Here is a 15,959-nt window from a genome sequence, read left to right as displayed (position 1 = left end):
GAGAAGCCTTTGGACGTGACGGAACCCGTCAGGGAACCGGGGGAAGGCACCGTGGCCGAGGCCCCGGCGGACGAGACCGCTGGGGCGGATGCGGTTGGCGAGGCCCCCGGCGCCGAGCCGACTGCCGAAGATATCGCTGACGAAACGCCCGCCGACGACGGAGCACCTGCCGACGCCGGTCCGCTGGAAGGTCTGCGCGCCGCGGTCATCGCCGGGTGCGAGCGGCTGAACCAGACGTGCCAGGGCGCCGACGCAGATTTCATCCGGGGACAGCTTGAGGATCTGCGCGCGCGTGTCGCGACGGTGCGGCCGTCCGAGCTGACCCCGCGCACAGGTCTGGGCGGAATATTCGACAGCCGCAAGAAGCGGCTGGCCCGCTTCCGTGATCATGTGACGGACTTGGCGCCGTCCATCTCCACCGCCGCGGTCAAGCTGCGCGACGCCGCCGCCGAACTGGCCCGCCGCAACGGAGCCCTGAACGAGCACCATCAGGGCCTGCTGACCGCCATCACAGAGCTGGACGAGGCCCTGATGGCCTTTCCCGAGCGCGCCGACCCGGCACGGGACGGCGGGCTGAAGCACCTGCCCCTGACCCGCATGGTCCAGAACGTGGACGCCCGTCTGGCCGAGACGGCGGGACAGGTTGCGGAGGCGGCCATGGGCTGGCGCGATGATCTGCTGAAGGCGCTGGGCGCCGACGGCAAGAAGCTGACCCCGCTTCGGCGTGTGAACCCGGATCAGGGGGCGCTCAACGACGCCTGTGAGGCGCTTCTGTCCGTTATTGATCGGGCCGAGGCCGCGCTGAACGCCGCGAAAGCGCGCCGCGACGAGGTCATGGCCCGTCTGGACCGCACCCTGGCCGCCGCGCGGGGCCAGGAGGCCGCCTAGCCCACCTTCACCCGCGTCGCCGCCTCGGGCAGGTCCTCGCCGAAGGCGCGCTGGTAGAACTCGGCGATGGTGGGCCGCTCCAGCTCGTCGCACTTGTTGAGGAAGGTCAGGCGGAAGGACAGGGCCACGTCGCCGCCGAAAATGAGGGCGTTCTGGGCCCAGGTGATGACCGTGCGCGGACTCATCACCGTGGAGATGTCGCCGTTCATGAAGGCGTTGCGGGTCATGTCGGCCACGCGGACCATGGCGGCGATCTTGCGGCGGCCTTCGGCGTCGCGCCACTCGGGCACCTTGGCGGCCACGATCTCGGCCTCCACGTCGTGGTCCAGATAGTTCAGGGTGGTGACGATGTTCCAGCGGTCCAGCTGGGCCTGATTGATCTGCTGGGCGCCGTGATACAGGCCCGTCGTGTCGCCCAGACCCACGGTGTTGGATGTGGCGAACAGGCGGAACCAGCGGTTCGGGCGAATGACCCGGTTCTGGTCCAGCAGAGTCAGGCGTCCTTGCGCCTCTAGCACCCGCTGGATCACGAACATCACGTCGGGCCGCCCGGCGTCGTATTCGTCGAACACCAGGGCCACCGGCCGCTGGATGGCCCAGGGCAGGATGCCCTCGCGGAACTCGGTGATCTGCTTGCCGTCCTTCAGGACGATGGCGTCCTTGCCCACCAGATCGATGCGGCTGACGTGGGCGTCCAGATTGACCCGAACCATGGGCCAGTTCAGCCGCGCCGCAACCTGCTCGATATGGGTGGACTTGCCGGTGCCGTGATAGCCCTGAACCATCACCCGGCGGTCGAAAGCGAAGCCCGCACAGATGGCCAGAGTGGTCTGGGGATCGAACTGATAGGCCTCGTCGATCTCGGGTACGTGGCTGTCCTTCGTGTCGAAGCACGGGACCGTCATGTCGGAATCCACGCCGAACGCCTCCCTCACCGTCACCTTGCGGTGCGGCTCCAGCGTCAGCATGGGGTCGGGCGATGCGTCGAGGGGAGTGGATGAGGCCATGACGTCCATCTAGAAACTCCGCGCCGCCGGGTCCAGCGGTGCGACCGCCACAAACGAAGAAAGCCCCCCGCCGAGGCGAGGGGCTCCCTTCATGACATCCGAATGACCGGAAGGCTTACATGCCTTCGCTGTTCTCGGTGATCTGGTCGGCCTGCTCGTCGGCCTCTTCCTGAACCTGGTCGGCTTCTTCGTTCAGGGCGTCGCCCTGCTCGTCCATGCCCTGGTCGTAGGCGGCGTCGGCCTGCTCCTCGAGCTGGGCGGCCTCCACGTCGGCCTGGGCCTCAACCGCATCGGCCTGTTCTTCGGCCACCGGATCGGCGGGCTCGCAGGCGGCCAGGGCCAGGGCGGCGAAAGCGCCGGTCGTCAGAATGGCGATCTTCTTCATGGGAAGGGTCTCCGTTGGTGTGGAGCTTGATGAACTCACCCATGCCGAAAAGGTTCACGGGTTCGTGAGAAAAAGCCTCAATCGCGCCCGATTCGAACATCGACATTGCCGCGCGTCGCGTTGGAGTAGGGACAGACCTGATGGGTCTTCTCCAGAATGTCGTCGATGACGTCCGCGTCCAGCCCGTGCCCGGTCACCTTGATCTCGATATCCAGATTGAAGCCCTCGCCCTTGTCGTTCTTGCCGAAGCCGACGGTCGTCTGAACCGCCGTGTCGGCGGCGACGGGATGCTTCTCTCGGCCGGAAACCAGCCGCAGGGCGCCCAGGAAACAGGCGGCGTAGCCGGTGGCGAACAACTGCTCGGGGTTGGTTCCCTCGCCGCCCTTGCCGCCCATTTCGGTCGGGGTGGACAGTTTCACATCGATCTTGCCGTCGTCGGTGCGCGAGCGTCCGTCCTCGCGTCCGCCGCCGGTGGCCGTCGCATGAGCCTTGTAGAGCACGTCCATGGTGATCTCCCTGTCTGAGTGAAGACTTCGATGTAGGCGCCCGGTGTGACGCGCGCTATGGCCGGGCCATGCCTGAACTTCCCGAGGTCGAGACGGTGCGGCGCGGTCTGGAGCCGATCCTGACCGGCGCGCACCTGACCCATGTGCGCCAGAACCGGCCCGATCTGCGCTTTCCCTTTCCGCGCGATTTCGTCTCGCGCCTTGAAGGGGCGACCGTGCAGCGGGTGGACCGCCGCGCCAAGTATCTGTTGATGCCCCTGTCCACCGGCGAGACCTGGGTGGCGCACCTGGGCATGACCGGCCGCTTCACCCTGGACGGCCGCCAACTGGGCGAGTTCGAGGAGCCGGCGCCCATCGCCGGCAAGCACGAACATGTCAGCCTGTGCGCCGAGGGGCCGGCGGGGCGCACGCGCGTGGGCTTCGCCGATGCACGCCGGTTCGGCTTCATGGGCCTGATCGCCACCGACCAGGTGGAGGCACACCCCTGGTTCGCGGGGCTGGGGCCGGAACCGCTGGGCAACGCCTTTTCCGCCGCCCATCTGGGCGAGGCGTTTCACGGCCGGAAACAGTCGATCAAGGTCAGCCTGCTGGACCAGCGCATCGTCGCGGGGCTGGGCAACATCTATGTGTGCGAGGCCCTGTTCCGGGCCGGCGTTTCGCCCCTGACGGCGGCGGGCAAGGTGTCCCGCCCCCGGCTCGAGCGCCTCACCGGCGAGATCCGCAATGTCCTGAACGACGCCATCACGGCGGGCGGCTCGACCCTGCGTGACTTCGCCAACGCCGACGGCGGCCAGGGTTATTTCCAGCACAGCTTCGACGCCTATGGCCGCGAGGGCGACCCCTGCCGCAGACCGGACTGCACCGGCGTCATCCGCCGCACGGTTCAGGGCGGCCGCTCCACCTTCTGGTGCCCCACGTGCCAGAAGCGGTGAGGCCGGTTGAGGCGGCACTGCCGAATTAGCGGGAGCCCGAATTGAGCGAGGGGACGACAGCCCGGTCGAACCGTTGCTCTCGTCCCCTCGCCAAGTCCGGGTTGGGACTTGACCTTAGGGTCAGGAACCTGACCGTTTCACCGGCGGGCGAACCCGGCGTTGAAACGCGGCCTCCTGGCGGCTCCTGGTCTTCGGCGTTCCGTCAGGGTCTCCCCTGTCGTCGTCCGTCGATCCCGGCCCGGTTCTCCGTGAACCTCCGCCCGAGGGCGTCTGGTTCGGGAGCCTTGGCCCTGTCCGGTCAATCGAGCCGTCCGAAGACGCCTGAAAGCCTGGATCAGAGAGCCGGACCGACCCGCTTGAAGTTCCCGGTCTCCCGGGATTTCCGCGCCGCCGTGTCCCTCGGCCCGTTGACGTTCCCGCGAAATCGTCTATTCGGCAAGCGCCCGAATTCCTCCCGCTGTGCATGAGGACCCGCCGTCCGGTGCACAAGTCTGTGAAAGACTGTGGACGGCTTCGATTCACAAAACTGAATCAATCGGCTGGGTTTTCCACAGTTTGATGACACCGCGTCGCGGGCCTTTTGCCTGTGCCTCAGGCGCGTTGGATCACGCCGGGGTGATGCGTTCGGGGCGAAAGCCCTATATGACCGCTGTTCCTCTTCCCGAACGCCCAGCGAACGACTTATGGCCAGCCTGAAACAGATCCGCTCGACCTTCCTGGACTCCTTCGCGGCCGACGGCCACTCGAAGGTCCACTCGGCCCCTCTGGTGCCCCAGAACGACCCGACGCTGATGTTCGTCAACGCGGGCATGGTGCCGTTCAAGGACTATTTCACCGGCGCGGCGACGCCGCCTTATCCGCGCGCCACCTCGAGCCAGAAATGCGTGCGCGCCGGCGGCAAGCACAATGATCTGGACAATGTGGGCTACACCGCGCGGCACCTGACGTTCTTCGAGATGCTGGGGAACTTCAGCTTCGGCGACTATTTCAAGGAACACGCTATCGAGAGCGCGTGGCGCCTGGTGACGAAGGACTTCGGCCTGGACCCCAAGCGCCTGCTGGTGACGGTCTATATCGACGACGACGAGGCGGCCGCGATCTGGAAGAAGGTCACGGGCTTCTCGGAAGACAAGATCATCCGCATCGCCGGGTCGGACAATTTCTGGGCCATGGGCGACAACGGCCCGTGCGGCCCCTGCACCGAAATCTTCTGGGACTATGGCGACCACGTGCCCGGCGGACCTCCCGGCAGCCCGGACGAGGACGGCGACCGCTTCGTGGAGATCTGGAATCTGGTCTTCATGCAGTTCGAGAAGGAGAACGACGAGATCGTTCGCAAGCTGCCCAAGCCCAGCGTCGATACGGGCATGGGTCTGGAGCGCATGACCAGCGTGCTTCAGGGCAAGAACTCGGTGTTCGACACAGACCTGTTCCAGACCCTGATCGCGGCCTCAGAAGACGCCACCTCGACCAAGGCCCAGGGCGAGCGCGCCGCCAGCCACCGGGTCATCGCCGACCACCTGCGCTCGTCATCCTTCTTGATCGCGGACGGGGTGACGCCGTCCAACGAGGGGCGCGGATACGTGCTGCGCCGGATCATGCGCCGCGCCATGCGTCACGCCCACCTGCTAGGCGCGTCTGACCCCCTGATGCACCGGCTGGTTCCCACGCTGGTGTCCGAGATGGGCGAGGCCTTCCCCGAGCTGAAGCGCGCCCAGGCCTTCGTGGAGGACACGCTGAAGCAGGAGGAGATCCGCTTCCGCACCACCCTCAGCAAGGGCATGGCCCTGTTCGATCAGGCCACCGCCGACTTCAAGGCGGGAGACATGCTGGAGGGCGAAACCGCCTTCACCCTGTACGACACCTACGGCTTCCCTCTGGATCTGACCCAGGACGAGGCGCGCCGGCGCGGCTTCTCGGTCAATGTGGACGGCTTCGAGGACGCCATGTCCCAGCAGCGCGCGCGCAGCCGCGAGCACTGGGCCGGATCGGGCCAGACGGCCACGGCGGGCGAATGGCTGGCCATCCGCGACCGCATGGGCCCCACGGTCTTCACCGGCTATGACGGCGTCGAGGAGTCCGGCGAGGTTCTGGCCATCCTCAAGGACGGCCAGGCGGTGGATGCGGCCGGGCCCGGCGAGACGGTGCAGGTGCTGTTCGACCGCACGGCCTTCTACGGCGAGAGCGGCGGCCAGGCGGGCGATCACGGTATCATCGAATGGCCCGGCGGCGAGGCCCGCGTCACCGATGTGAAGAAGCAGGCCGGCGACCTTCACGTGCATGACGTTGAGATCGTGTCCGGCGGTCTGGCCATCGGCCAGCGCTGCGCCCTGATCGTGGACGCCGACAAGCGCAGCACCACGCGCGCCAATCACTCGGCCGCGCACCTGCTTCACGCAGCGCTGAAGAACGTGCTGGGCGCCCATGTGGCCCAGAAGGGCCAGCTGGTGGACGCCGAGCGGGCGCGCTTTGACTTCAGCCACAACGCCCCGCTGACCGACGCCGAGATCGAGGCCATCGAGGCCGAGGTCAATACGGTGATCCGTCAGAACGCCCCGGCCGAGACGCGCCTGATGACCCCGGACGCCGCCATCGAGGCGGGCGCCATCGCCCTGTTCGGTGAGAAGTACGGCGACGAGGTGCGGGTGCTGACCCTGGGCCGCTCGCTGGTCAGCGACAATGTCGCCTATTCCATGGAGCTGTGCGGCGGCACCCACGTGGCGCGCACCGGCGACATCGGCCTGTTCAAGATCGTGTCCGAAGGCGGCATCGCCGCAGGCGTGCGCCGCATCGAGGCCCTGACCGGCGAGGCGGCCCGCCAGTATCTGGAAGGACAGGCGAAGGTGGCGCGCGGCCTGGCCCGCGAGTTCAAGATGCAGCCCGCCGACGTGCCCGCCCGGGTCGAGGCCATGGCCGCCTCGGTCAAGGCGCTGGAGAAGCAGGTGGCCGAGCTGAAGAAGCAGGTGGCGCTGGGCGGCGGAGGCGGCGCGGACGCGGCGCCGGAGGAGATCGGCGGGATCAAGCTGATCGCGCGGGTGCTGGACGGCGTGGACGGCAAGGGCCTGCGCGGCGTGGCCGAGGACTTCCGCAAGCAGGTGGGCTCCGGCGTGGTGGCCCTGATCGGCGTGACCGACGGCAAGGCGGCGGTGACCGTGGCGACGACCGCCGACGTGGCGGGTCGGGTGAATGCGGCCGATCTGGCCCGCGCGGCGGTGCTGGCCATGGGCGGCCAGGGCGCGGGCGGCAAGCCAGACTTCGCCCAGGGCGGCGCCCCGGACGGCGCCAAGGCCGACGCCGGACTGGACGCGGTGCGGGCGGCGTTGAAAGGCTGAGGACGTAAATGGACGCCACAATCCCCTCATTGATCTTTGCCGCCACATTGATGGCGGGACAGCTCCCGGAGGGGGATTCCACCACATCTGCATCGGAGCAATCTGTTCCGACCGAGGTGGAGGCAGTCGTCGTCGTCGGCGAACGCACCCGAGAGGCGGCTGAATCTTTCGTGCGCTCGGTGGCCGCGCCTGTGGGCGGCCGCAAGGCGGCGGCATGGCGGAACTCGGTCTGTGTCGGTGTGGGCGGCATGCGGGCTGAAGCGGCTCAGCTATTGGTGGACCGGGTCTCCGACTGGGCGCATCAGCTCGGCCTGACCGTCGAGCCGCCCGGGTGTCGACCGCAGATATTCGTCGTCGCGACGACTGATGGCGATGGGACGGCTCGCGATCTGGTGGCTGCTCGTCCCGACGATTTCCGCACGGGGATGTCCGGGGCCGACCAGGGGGCCGCAGCGCTCGAAAGATTTCAGACCTCAGGTCGTCTGATCCGCTGGTGGCACGTGAGTCTTCCCGTAGACGGCGATACCGGGCTGCCCATCGGCCGCTTGCCGGGACAACCGCCCTTCGCTGCCCCGCCCCGGTTGGCGTCGCCGTCCGATTTCGGCTCTTACGGGAGGCGGGTCACGTCGTCGCTTATCGCCGACCAGACCCGAGATGATCTGATGCAGGCGATCATCGTTCTCGATGTGGCGGTGTTCGATCAGGCCAACTTCAGCCAGATCAGCGACTACGTCACTATGGTCGCCCTAGCCCAGATACAGGCGGACGCTGAACCTGCATATCCATCGATTCTCAGGATTTTCAGCGGTGAAGGGCCCCAGGAAGAGAGCCTGACACGTTGGGATCAGGCCTATCTACGCGCCGTGTACGGCGCATCGCAGGAATATGGCGGCGCCGGCGCCAACCTGTCATCCATCGCGCTGACCCTCGCCCGGGAACTGGAGCTTGAGGATCAGCCTGACTAGGCCTTCACCCTCTACTCCCGCGGCAGCCGAACCTGGGCCAGCTTCCAGCTGAACACGCCCCGGCGCTCCATGATCAGGTCGATGCGCTCATGGGGGCGGTCGCGGTCGGTGAGGGTGCCGGCGAAGCGGTTCAGGCCGCGATAGCCGTAGCCGATGCGGATATCCTTTTGGCGGTCCTCGGGCGGCTCCAGCGCCACCTCGTCCTCGTCGCCGATGATGTCGGGCGCCTCGGCGGTCTGGACCATGGCGGCGATGGCCTGGGGCGTGACGAAGACGTCCACCACGCCGGAGATCAGCGATGGCGCCAGCACCAGGCCCAGACCAGCCAGCGGATCGTCGCGCATCTCCGGATCCTCGCGCATGCGGCGCACCAGCTGGGCGTTCAGCTGGGCCTTCAGGTCGTCGCGAACGGCGGGGAAGTCCACCAGACGCTCCAGCCGCGCCTCGTCGCCGGTGCGCGCCGCATTGATCAGCGAACGCACCGCGAAGACCGGCGAAGCGAAATAGGCCACCAGAAACGCACCGATCAGAATGGCGATCAGCCGCGTCAGCAATCGTCGGCTCAAGAGCCGCCCTCCCCATGCATCCCCCGGTCCGTAATCCAGCGTGCGTCGCCCCGCGGGTCAAGCGGACTTGGACAAACGGCGGTCTGTGGATCGGCGAGGCATTGACGCGGGCGACCGCGCCGGGCCCCATGCGCGCCGTTTATGAATCAAGGGGGCTTCATTCCATGACCCGATCCATCGCCCTGATGGGCGCCGCCGTTCTGGCCCTGAGCGCCGCCGCGCCGCTGTCGCAGCCGGTCCAGGCCCAGCCGGTCCCGGCCGAGGCCCAGGCGCAAGACCCGGCCCTGGCGGCGGTCCTGGCCGACTATGAAGCCTTCGACCGGTCCCAGGACCCCATCAGCGCGGGCCGCGAAGGAGACGACGACGCTCTGTCTGAGGTGCCGGACACCTCGCGCGAGGCCGAGCTGGCGCGGGCCGAAACCCTGCGCGGGTTCGCCGCCCGGCTGGACGCCATCGACCCGGCGGGTCTGACCGAGGAAGACCGACTGAACCACGCCTTCATCTCGTGGATCATCGACATGGCCGTGGAGCGGGTGGATTTCGACGGCGGACGTCTGGCCTTCGATTCCGAGGGCGGACCCGGTCAGTGGATCGGCTACATGGCCGGCTCGACCCGCATCACAACGCGCGCCGAGGGCGAGGCTTGGCTGGAGCGGATGTCCGGGCTGGGCGCCTTCTACGACAACGCCCGCATCGACGCGGCGCGGGGGCTTGAGTCCGGCATGGTCCAGACCCGCTCGGTGGTCGAGAACGCCCTGATGCTGGCCGAGACCGACGCGGCCTTCACCGCCGAAAACGATCCTCTGCTGCGCCCGTTCGCCAGCCTGCCCGCCTCAATCCCGGCGGACCTGCAGGAGGGCTGGCGCGCCCGGGCCCGCGAGATCGTGGCCGAGGAGATCGCCCCGCGCCGCCGCGCCTGGGCCGCCTTCCTGCGCGAGGAGTACCTGCCCGCCGCGCCCGAGACCCTGGGTCTGGTTCACCGGCCGGGCGGCCGGGAGTACTACGCCTTCCTGGCGCGCAGCTACACCACCACCGACATGACGCCGGACGAGATCCATGCGCTGGGTCAGTCCGAGGTCGCCCGCATCCGCGCCCGCATGGACGAGGAAATGGCGGCGGCGGAATGGGAGGGTGACTTCGCCAGCTTCCTCGATTTCCTGCGCACCGATCCGCAGTTCTACGCCACCAGCCGCGAGGACCTGCTGAAGGAGGCGTCCGAAATGGCCAAGCGGGCCGACGGGGGCCTGCCGGCCCTGTTCGGGACCCTGCCGCGCCTGCCCTATGACGTGCGGCCCGTGCCCGAGGAGATCGAGGCCAACTACACCACCGGCCGCTACTTCGCCGGCTCCATGGAAGCCGGCCTGCCGGGCGGCTACATCGTCAACACCAGCCGGCTGGACCAGCGCCCGCTGTACGAACTGCCGGCCCTGACCCTGCACGAGGCGGTGCCCGGCCACCACCTGCAGATCGCCCTGCAGCAGGAGGCCGAGGCCGGCCCCTATTTCCGGCGCGGCGCCAATGTGACCGCCTTCACCGAGGGCTGGGGCCTGTACGCCGAATATCTGGGCGAGGAGATGGGCTTCTATCGCACCTCCTATGAGCGGTTCGGGCGCCTGTCCTACGAGATGTGGCGGGCCTGCCGTCTGGTGGCCGACACCGGCATCCACTGGCTGGGCTGGGAGATCGAACAGGCGCGCGCCTGTTTCACCGAGAACTCGGCCCTGGCGCCGCACAACATCGAGACCGAGCTGCAGCGCTACATCGGCTGGCCCGGCCAGGCCTTGGCCTACAAGATCGGCGAGATCCGCCTGCGCGAGATCCGCGGCCGGGCCGAAGCGGCCCTGGGCGAGGATTTCGACGTGCGCGCCTTCCACGACGCCCTGCTGGTGGACGGCCCCCTGCCGCTGGACCTGCTGGACCAGCGCATGGACGCATGGATCGCGGAGCAGACGGCGGAGGACTAAAGGCCCAGGTCCTGCCGCGTCTTCTTCGTCAACTTTCCGGCGATGATCGCGTGCGCCGTCGCCAGATGGTCGGCGAGCTCGTCGTCGGGCCAGTCGGCGGGGTCGGCCAGGTTGACCCATTTGGCCCGGGCCAGATAGGGCGCGGGGCGGGCTTGGCCGGTTTCGGTCAGAACCTCATAGGCGATGTCGCTGACCTTGAACGAAACGCCGCCTTGCGCGCCCACCATGCAGAACATCTTGCCGCCGACCCGATAGGCGTCGTGATCCTCGCCGAACGGATGGTCCAGCGTCGCGGCGGGCAGGGACAGGCACAACCGCTTGATCCCCGCCCGGTCCATGATCAGGCGTCCACGCCGATGCCGACGGGACAGGCCACGCCGGTGCCGCCGATGCCGCAATAGCCGGCGGGGTTCTTGGCCAGATAGCCCTGATGGTAGCCCTCGGCGAAATAATACGCTGGGCGCGGGGCGATCTCGGTGGTGATGGGGCCCATGCCGACCCGCTTCAGCGCCGCCTCATAGGCGTCCTTCGACGCCTCGGCCGCCGCCTTCTGGGCGTCGTCGGCGTAATAGATGGCCGAGCGGTACTGGGTGCCCGTGTCGCCGCCCTGACGCATGCCCTGGGTGGGGTCGTGGTTCTCCCAGAACGCCTTGAGCAGGTCGTCATAGGTGATCTCCTCGGGGTTGAAGATCACCTCCACCGCCTCGGTATGCCCGGTGCGGCCGGTGCAGACTTCTTCATAGGTGGGATTGGGGGTGATCCCGCCCGCATAGCCCACGGACGTCACCCAGACGCCCGGCAACTGCCAGAAAACCCGCTCCACGCCCCAGAAACAGCCCATGCCGAACACGGCGCTCTGGAAGCCCTCGGGGTGCGGCCCCTTGAGCGGGCGGCCCGAGACGAAATGCACCTCGTCGGTGGGCAACGGCTGGTCGCGGCCGGGCAAGGCGGTTTCGGCGGTGGGCAGGTCGGCGGATTTGGAAAACAGCATGGGATCGCCTCTTAAATGGGTCCAGCCGCATATGGGAAGCCCGACGGCGCTTGCCCAGACGCTCCGCCTGTTCTATCAGCCTCGCCTCCGCTGGATCGACCGTCCGGCGGGCCGCGCACGGCGTGGAACGGACAGGTGGCGGAGTGGTCGATCGCGCACGCTTGGAAAGCGTGTGTACGTGAAAGCGTACCGAGGGTTCGAATCCCTCTCTGTCCGCCACCGGCCTGCCCTGGGCCTCTTGCTTCACGCACCAGTCGCCAAGCCCCCGACAACACGGCCCATCTTCGCCTGCGGCCTGACCGTTCGGCCCTCGTTTCCGACGCTGTGACGCCATGACCCGCCAAACGGCGATGCACGTCTCTGCCCGCTTTGGGGCACACCCGGTTTCACCCGCCGCCACCTGTTCCGCCTGTCAGTTGCGTTTTTTGAGTACCTCGCGAACCGCCACACACGGCGGTATGGCGCGTATAAAACTGCCCGGTAAACCGGTCCGTCAGGATTCCGCCGACTGCATGGTCTGCACCTGACCGTCGAGCCGTCCGTTGACGGCCGCCTCGGCCAGCAGCCGGGCGACATCCGCGCGCGACGCCGATGCGGTTATGTCCACCGCCTCGCCCAGAATGGGCTCTCCCCCCGGCCCGTCGTCGCTCAAGGCGACCGGACGCAGAATGGCGTAGGTGAGACCCGAGCGCTTGAGGTGCTCGTCGGCGACATGTTTGGCCTTGAGATAATGGGCGAGGTCGCCCGAAGGGTTGGCCTGATCGGCGCCAACAGAACTGAGCATCACGAACCGGTTCACCCCGGCTTGCTGCGCCAGATCGATCAGGCGTCTGGCGCCGTCGCGATCCACAGCGTCCGTCATTTCGGAACTGGACGACCCGCCCGCGCCGGCGGCGAACACCACCGCGTCCATGCCCGCGCACACATCATCCGGCAGATCGGTCAGATCGCCCTGTCGCAGTTGCACACCGGACGGCAGCGCGGAGGTGTCAGATTCCTCCCGCACCAGGGCGGTCGGCGCCGCGCCCTGATCGAGGAGATAGCGGACGAGGTGCAGACCGGTCTTGCCGGTGGCGCCGGCGACGAGGACGGACATGGTCATGGGAAATCCTTTCAGGGGAGAGAGCCGACGATCCGCTCGCCGTCAGGTTTGATCGGGACGCCCCCGGCGCGGCAGGGGCCGCCTCAATAACGGACTCTGGCCGGCGCCGGCCCGGAGACCGGCGGGGCGCGGCGGGCTCACGGCAGGAAGAGCGACTTCACGTTGATGAACTCCTTCAGGCCGAAGCCGCCGTGTTCTCGCCCGTATCCGGAATCCTTGACCCCGCCGAAGGGCATGTTCGGATCTGCGGCGCCAAAGGAATTGATCCGCACCATGCCCGTATCGAAATGGTCGCGGGCCAGCCTGAAGGCCCTGTCCTCGTTCCGGGAGAAGATACCGCCGCCGAGGCCGTAGCGGCTGTCATTGGCCAGACGCATGGCGTCTTCGTCGTCCCGGGCGCGGATGATGGAGGCGACCGGGCCGAAGATCTCGTCGTCATAGGCCGGCATGCCGGGGGCGAGATCGGCCAGGACGGTGGCCGGATAGTAGGCGCCCTGGCGGTCCGCCGCCTCACCCCCGCAAAGGACCTTCGCGCCTTTCGCGACGCTGTCCTCGACCTGCCCCTTTACGGTCTGGAGCTGCTCTTCACTGGAGAGCGGGCCGAGCTGGCAGTCCTCGTCCATGGGGTCGCCGAGGGTGATGGCTTCCATCCGGGCCACGAACTGGTCGACAAAGTCGTCGTAGACCTTGTCGGTCACGATGAAGCGCTTGGCGGATACGCAGGTCTCGCCATTGTTGAAGAGCCGCCCCATGACCGAGAATTTCACGGCCGTCTCGATGTCAGCGTCCTCCAGGACCAGATAGGCATCGTTCGAGCCCAGCTCGAGCACGGTCTTCTTCAGCGCCTTGGCCGCGACCGCTCCGACGTGCCGTCCTGCCTCGTCGCTGCCGGTCAGGGTCACACCGCGCACCCGGGGATGGGCGATCAGGGCGTCGCTGGTGTCATGGTCGATGACGACAACCTGGAACAGGTCCTCGGGCAGACCGGCCTCTATGCAAAGCTCCCGCAGCCGCAGACCCGACCCGGTGCAGATGCTGGCATGCTTGAGGACGCAGCCGTTGCCCGCCATCAGGCTGGCGGCCAGGACGCGGACCGGCTGGTAGAGCGGAAAATTCCACGGCTGGATCGAATAGATGACGCCGACCGGCTGATAGCTGACGACGCCGCGCTGTCCATCGGCGCCGTATGTGCGCTCCTCATCGGCGAGGAGGTCTGGCCCGTTAGCCGCTGTGTAGTCGAGGATCGCAGCGCAGAGCTCGACTTCGGTCGCGCCGTCCTTCAGGAGCTTTCCGGTTTCGCGGGTCATGAGGGCGGCCAGCTCATCGGCATGATCGCGCAGCTTTTGCCCGACCGCTTTCAGGACCGGCGCCCGCTCCATGTGTGTCCGCCCACGCCAGTCCAGGAATGCTGCGTGGCAGGCCTCGACCCGGTCGCTCGCCTCTTGCCGGCTCATGACGTCATAGGTCTGGAGTTCTTTCCCGGTTGCGGGATTGATCGTGGTGATGGTCGGCATGCTGGCCCTTTCCGGATGACACAAGGCAACGCCGCCCGGCGCCAGGCGTTGCTTCTGTGAACCCGGAATTGCCCTGGGATCTGCCTCACGGCGCCGGTGGCAGGCCGGCTAAAGGCTCCTTCGCAGGGAACGCAACGGAATGGCTGCCCGGGCGCTGGACACTCCGACGCCCATCACACGAAAGACCAGGACATGAGCTCCAAAGCCCTTTTCATCACCGGCGCATCGAGCGGCATCGGCGCGGCGACGGCCCGTCTCGCCGTCGCCAGGGGCTGGCAGGTCGGGCTGTTCGCCCGATCCCGGGACAAGCTCGACGCGCTCGTGGATGAACTCGGCGAGAAGGCCGTGGCCCTGCCGGGGGACGTGACCAGGCTCGAAGAGGTGACGACGGCCATTTCGAAATTCACCTACCGGACCGGCCGACTGGATGCGGCTTTCGCCAACGCCGGCATGGGATTGTCGACGTCGGGCGCCGAGGCGGGCGACCCGGAGGAATGGGCGAGCATGATCGACGTCAACGTCCTCGGCCTTCTGTGGACCGTGAAGGCGGCCATGCCGCATCTGAAACAGCGTGCGGGTCATCTGCTGCTGACAGGGTCGGCCGCAGGCCGGCGTCATATCTCCGGTTCCGTCTACGGCGCGACGAAGTGGTTCGTGCACGGGTATGGAGGCAATCTCGCCGAAGAGATGAAGGCGTTCGGCGGTCGCTGTACGGTAATCGCGCCGGGCATGGTCGACACCCCCTTCTTCGATGAGCCCAAACCGGACAAGCTTCAGCCCGAAGACGTGGCGGACGCTGCCCTGTTCGCCCTTGAGGCCGACCCCCGCTGCGCCGTCAACGAGATCTTCCTGATGCCGACGGGATGACGGCCGTGAACCCGATCCGGTGATGCAGCGGTCTCCGCTCCCGTCTGGCCGGACGCATCCAGCAGGCCTGTGCTCAGTGGAGACGCGTTGCCGTTGGACTGACAGCACCGCCACGGCCTGCGCGCCTCCCAGGGCGGCGGATCAACCTCTGAAGCTCGCTCACCTCACCGTTATGGCCCCGGGGAAATCCGCGGCTCCCCCGGCTATAGCCAGAAGTTCGAGAAGTCCTCGTGATTTCCGTACAAGAGGATCCGCATGTCGGCGAGACCGTCGCCGTTGACGTCGGCGGACAGCACGGTGAAGCCTGCGCCGGCGTTGTGGGTCAGGGTGATCTGGCCGGCCTGGGCGGTGAAGGAATCCACCAGCGAGAAGGCCTGGTCGCCTTCGGTGTTGAGGTCGGCGTCGATGCCGGACAGATCGATAATGTCGTCGTCGGAGAGATCCATGATCCGGTCATAGTCGGCATAAGAACTGTCGGAGACGCCCGTATAGACGAACCGGTCCGAACCGGCCCCGCCGGTCAGATAATCCCGGCGCGCGCCGCCGTTCAGCACATCATCCCCCGCCCCGCCGTCGATGGTGTCGACACCGCCGCCCCCGTTGATGACGTTGGCGCCGCTGTTGCCGGTGAGGATGTTGTGGGCCGCATTGCCGATCAGGTTCACGTTGCGGTCGCCCAGGAGCGTGGCGGCCTCGATGGACTGTCCGTTCAGGTCGAAGCTGACGGTGGAATAGACCAGGTCGTAGCCCTCGCCGCCGCGCTCGATGACCACGTCCCGGGCATGGTCCACATGGTAGATGTCGTCGCCCGCGCCGCCGGCCATGGTGTCGATGCCGCCGCCCCCGTTGATGACGTTGGCGCCGCTGTTGCCGGTGAGGATGTTGTGGGCCGCATTGCCGATCAGGTTCACGTTGCGGTCGCCCAGGAGCGTGGCGGCCT

Annotated in this window: 15 protein-coding genes and 1 tRNA gene; 7 read left to right on the top strand and 9 right to left on the bottom strand. The window is 67.5% G+C overall.

Features of this window, described 5'->3' with window-relative positions:
* The first annotated feature begins 15 nt into the window (after positions 1 to 15).
* On the top strand, positions 16 to 888 hold the full coding sequence (locus ACI8U3_RS13320) for a hypothetical protein (protein WP_415015365.1): 873 nt from the start codon (positions 16 to 18) through the stop codon (positions 886 to 888).
* Here the strand turns inward: ACI8U3_RS13320 and cobS are convergent.
* From cobS to ACI8U3_RS13305, 3 genes are all read right to left on the bottom strand, one after another.
* Entirely contained in the window at positions 885 to 1,895 is a 1,011-nt protein-coding gene (gene cobS / locus ACI8U3_RS13315) for a cobaltochelatase subunit CobS (RefSeq protein ID WP_415015364.1), read from the bottom strand. The two genes, ACI8U3_RS13320 and cobS, sit on opposite strands and share 4 nt — an antisense overlap.
* A gap of 115 nt (positions 1,896 to 2,010) precedes the next feature.
* The gene (locus ACI8U3_RS13310; RefSeq protein WP_415015363.1) at positions 2,011 to 2,280 is read right to left on the bottom strand and encodes a hypothetical protein; all 270 of its coding nucleotides are present in this window, start codon (positions 2,278 to 2,280) and stop codon (positions 2,011 to 2,013) included.
* 77 nt (positions 2,281 to 2,357) lie between these two features.
* Positions 2,358 to 2,786, bottom strand: a complete 429-nt coding sequence (locus ACI8U3_RS13305; protein WP_415015362.1) for an organic hydroperoxide resistance protein — start codon at positions 2,784 to 2,786, stop codon at positions 2,358 to 2,360.
* A gap of 68 nt (positions 2,787 to 2,854) precedes the next feature.
* Here ACI8U3_RS13305 and mutM point away from each other — a divergent pair, with 68 nt between their 5' ends.
* From mutM to ACI8U3_RS13290, 3 genes are all read left to right on the top strand, one after another.
* The gene (gene mutM, locus ACI8U3_RS13300) at positions 2,855 to 3,718 is read left to right on the top strand and encodes a bifunctional DNA-formamidopyrimidine glycosylase/DNA-(apurinic or apyrimidinic site) lyase (protein WP_415015361.1); all 864 of its coding nucleotides are present in this window, start codon (positions 2,855 to 2,857) and stop codon (positions 3,716 to 3,718) included.
* Between the two features lie 683 nt (positions 3,719 to 4,401).
* Entirely contained in the window at positions 4,402 to 7,050 is a 2,649-nt protein-coding gene (gene alaS / locus ACI8U3_RS13295) for an alanine--tRNA ligase (protein ID WP_415015360.1), read from the top strand.
* Between the two features lie 8 nt (positions 7,051 to 7,058).
* A complete protein-coding gene (locus tag ACI8U3_RS13290; RefSeq protein ID WP_415015359.1) occupies positions 7,059 to 8,015 on the top strand; it encodes a hypothetical protein in 957 nt (318 codons plus the stop codon).
* An 11-nt stretch (positions 8,016 to 8,026) separates the two neighbouring features.
* On the opposite strand, the gene ACI8U3_RS13285 is transcribed toward ACI8U3_RS13290, so the two are convergent.
* Entirely contained in the window at positions 8,027 to 8,581 is a 555-nt protein-coding gene (locus ACI8U3_RS13285; RefSeq protein ID WP_415015358.1) for a DUF2939 domain-containing protein, read from the bottom strand.
* 164 nt (positions 8,582 to 8,745) lie between these two features.
* Here ACI8U3_RS13285 and ACI8U3_RS13280 point away from each other — a divergent pair, with 164 nt between their 5' ends.
* Positions 8,746 to 10,545 carry a DUF885 domain-containing protein gene (locus ACI8U3_RS13280; RefSeq protein ID WP_415015357.1) on the top strand — a complete coding sequence of 600 codons (1,800 nt, stop codon included), beginning with the start codon at positions 8,746 to 8,748 and terminating at the stop codon, positions 10,543 to 10,545.
* Here ACI8U3_RS13280 and ACI8U3_RS13275 read toward each other — a convergent pair.
* Together ACI8U3_RS13275 and msrA are read right to left on the bottom strand one after the other, a co-directional pair.
* Positions 10,542 to 10,883 carry an MmcQ/YjbR family DNA-binding protein gene (locus tag ACI8U3_RS13275; protein ID WP_415015356.1) on the bottom strand — a complete coding sequence of 114 codons (342 nt, stop codon included), beginning with the start codon at positions 10,881 to 10,883 and terminating at the stop codon, positions 10,542 to 10,544. The genes ACI8U3_RS13280 and ACI8U3_RS13275 overlap by 4 nt on opposite strands.
* A gap of 2 nt (positions 10,884 to 10,885) precedes the next feature.
* On the bottom strand, positions 10,886 to 11,536 hold the full coding sequence (gene msrA, locus ACI8U3_RS13270; protein WP_415015355.1) for a peptide-methionine (S)-S-oxide reductase MsrA: 651 nt from the start codon (positions 11,534 to 11,536) through the stop codon (positions 10,886 to 10,888).
* Between the two features lie 129 nt (positions 11,537 to 11,665).
* Between msrA and ACI8U3_RS13265 the strand changes: the two genes are divergently transcribed.
* Positions 11,666 to 11,755 (top strand) — tRNA-Ser (locus tag ACI8U3_RS13265).
* A gap of 274 nt (positions 11,756 to 12,029) precedes the next feature.
* Here the strand turns inward: ACI8U3_RS13265 and ACI8U3_RS13260 are convergent.
* Both ACI8U3_RS13260 and ACI8U3_RS13255 read right to left on the bottom strand, forming a co-directional pair.
* On the bottom strand, positions 12,030 to 12,638 hold the full coding sequence (locus tag ACI8U3_RS13260; RefSeq protein WP_415015354.1) for an SDR family oxidoreductase: 609 nt from the start codon (positions 12,636 to 12,638) through the stop codon (positions 12,030 to 12,032).
* Positions 12,639 to 12,775: 137 nt separating this feature from the next.
* Positions 12,776 to 14,152, bottom strand: coding sequence for an NAD-dependent succinate-semialdehyde dehydrogenase (locus ACI8U3_RS13255; RefSeq protein WP_415015353.1), 1,377 nt, complete (start codon positions 14,150 to 14,152; stop codon positions 12,776 to 12,778).
* A gap of 192 nt (positions 14,153 to 14,344) precedes the next feature.
* Here ACI8U3_RS13255 and ACI8U3_RS13250 point away from each other — a divergent pair, with 192 nt between their 5' ends.
* Positions 14,345 to 15,019: an SDR family oxidoreductase gene (locus ACI8U3_RS13250; RefSeq protein WP_415015352.1), complete on the top strand. Its 675-nt coding sequence runs from the start codon at positions 14,345 to 14,347 to the stop codon at positions 15,017 to 15,019.
* A gap of 203 nt (positions 15,020 to 15,222) precedes the next feature.
* Here the strand turns inward: ACI8U3_RS13250 and ACI8U3_RS13245 are convergent.
* On the bottom strand, positions 15,223 to 15,959 hold a 737-nt coding region (locus ACI8U3_RS13245; protein WP_415015351.1), incomplete at its 5' end, for a calcium-binding protein.

This window comes from Brevundimonas sp., from assembly GCF_047617075.1.
Classification (GTDB): Bacteria; Pseudomonadota; Alphaproteobacteria; order Caulobacterales; family Caulobacteraceae; genus Brevundimonas.
Note: the sequence above shows the minus strand (reverse complement) of the source record. Positions and strands in the feature narration are given on the sequence as shown.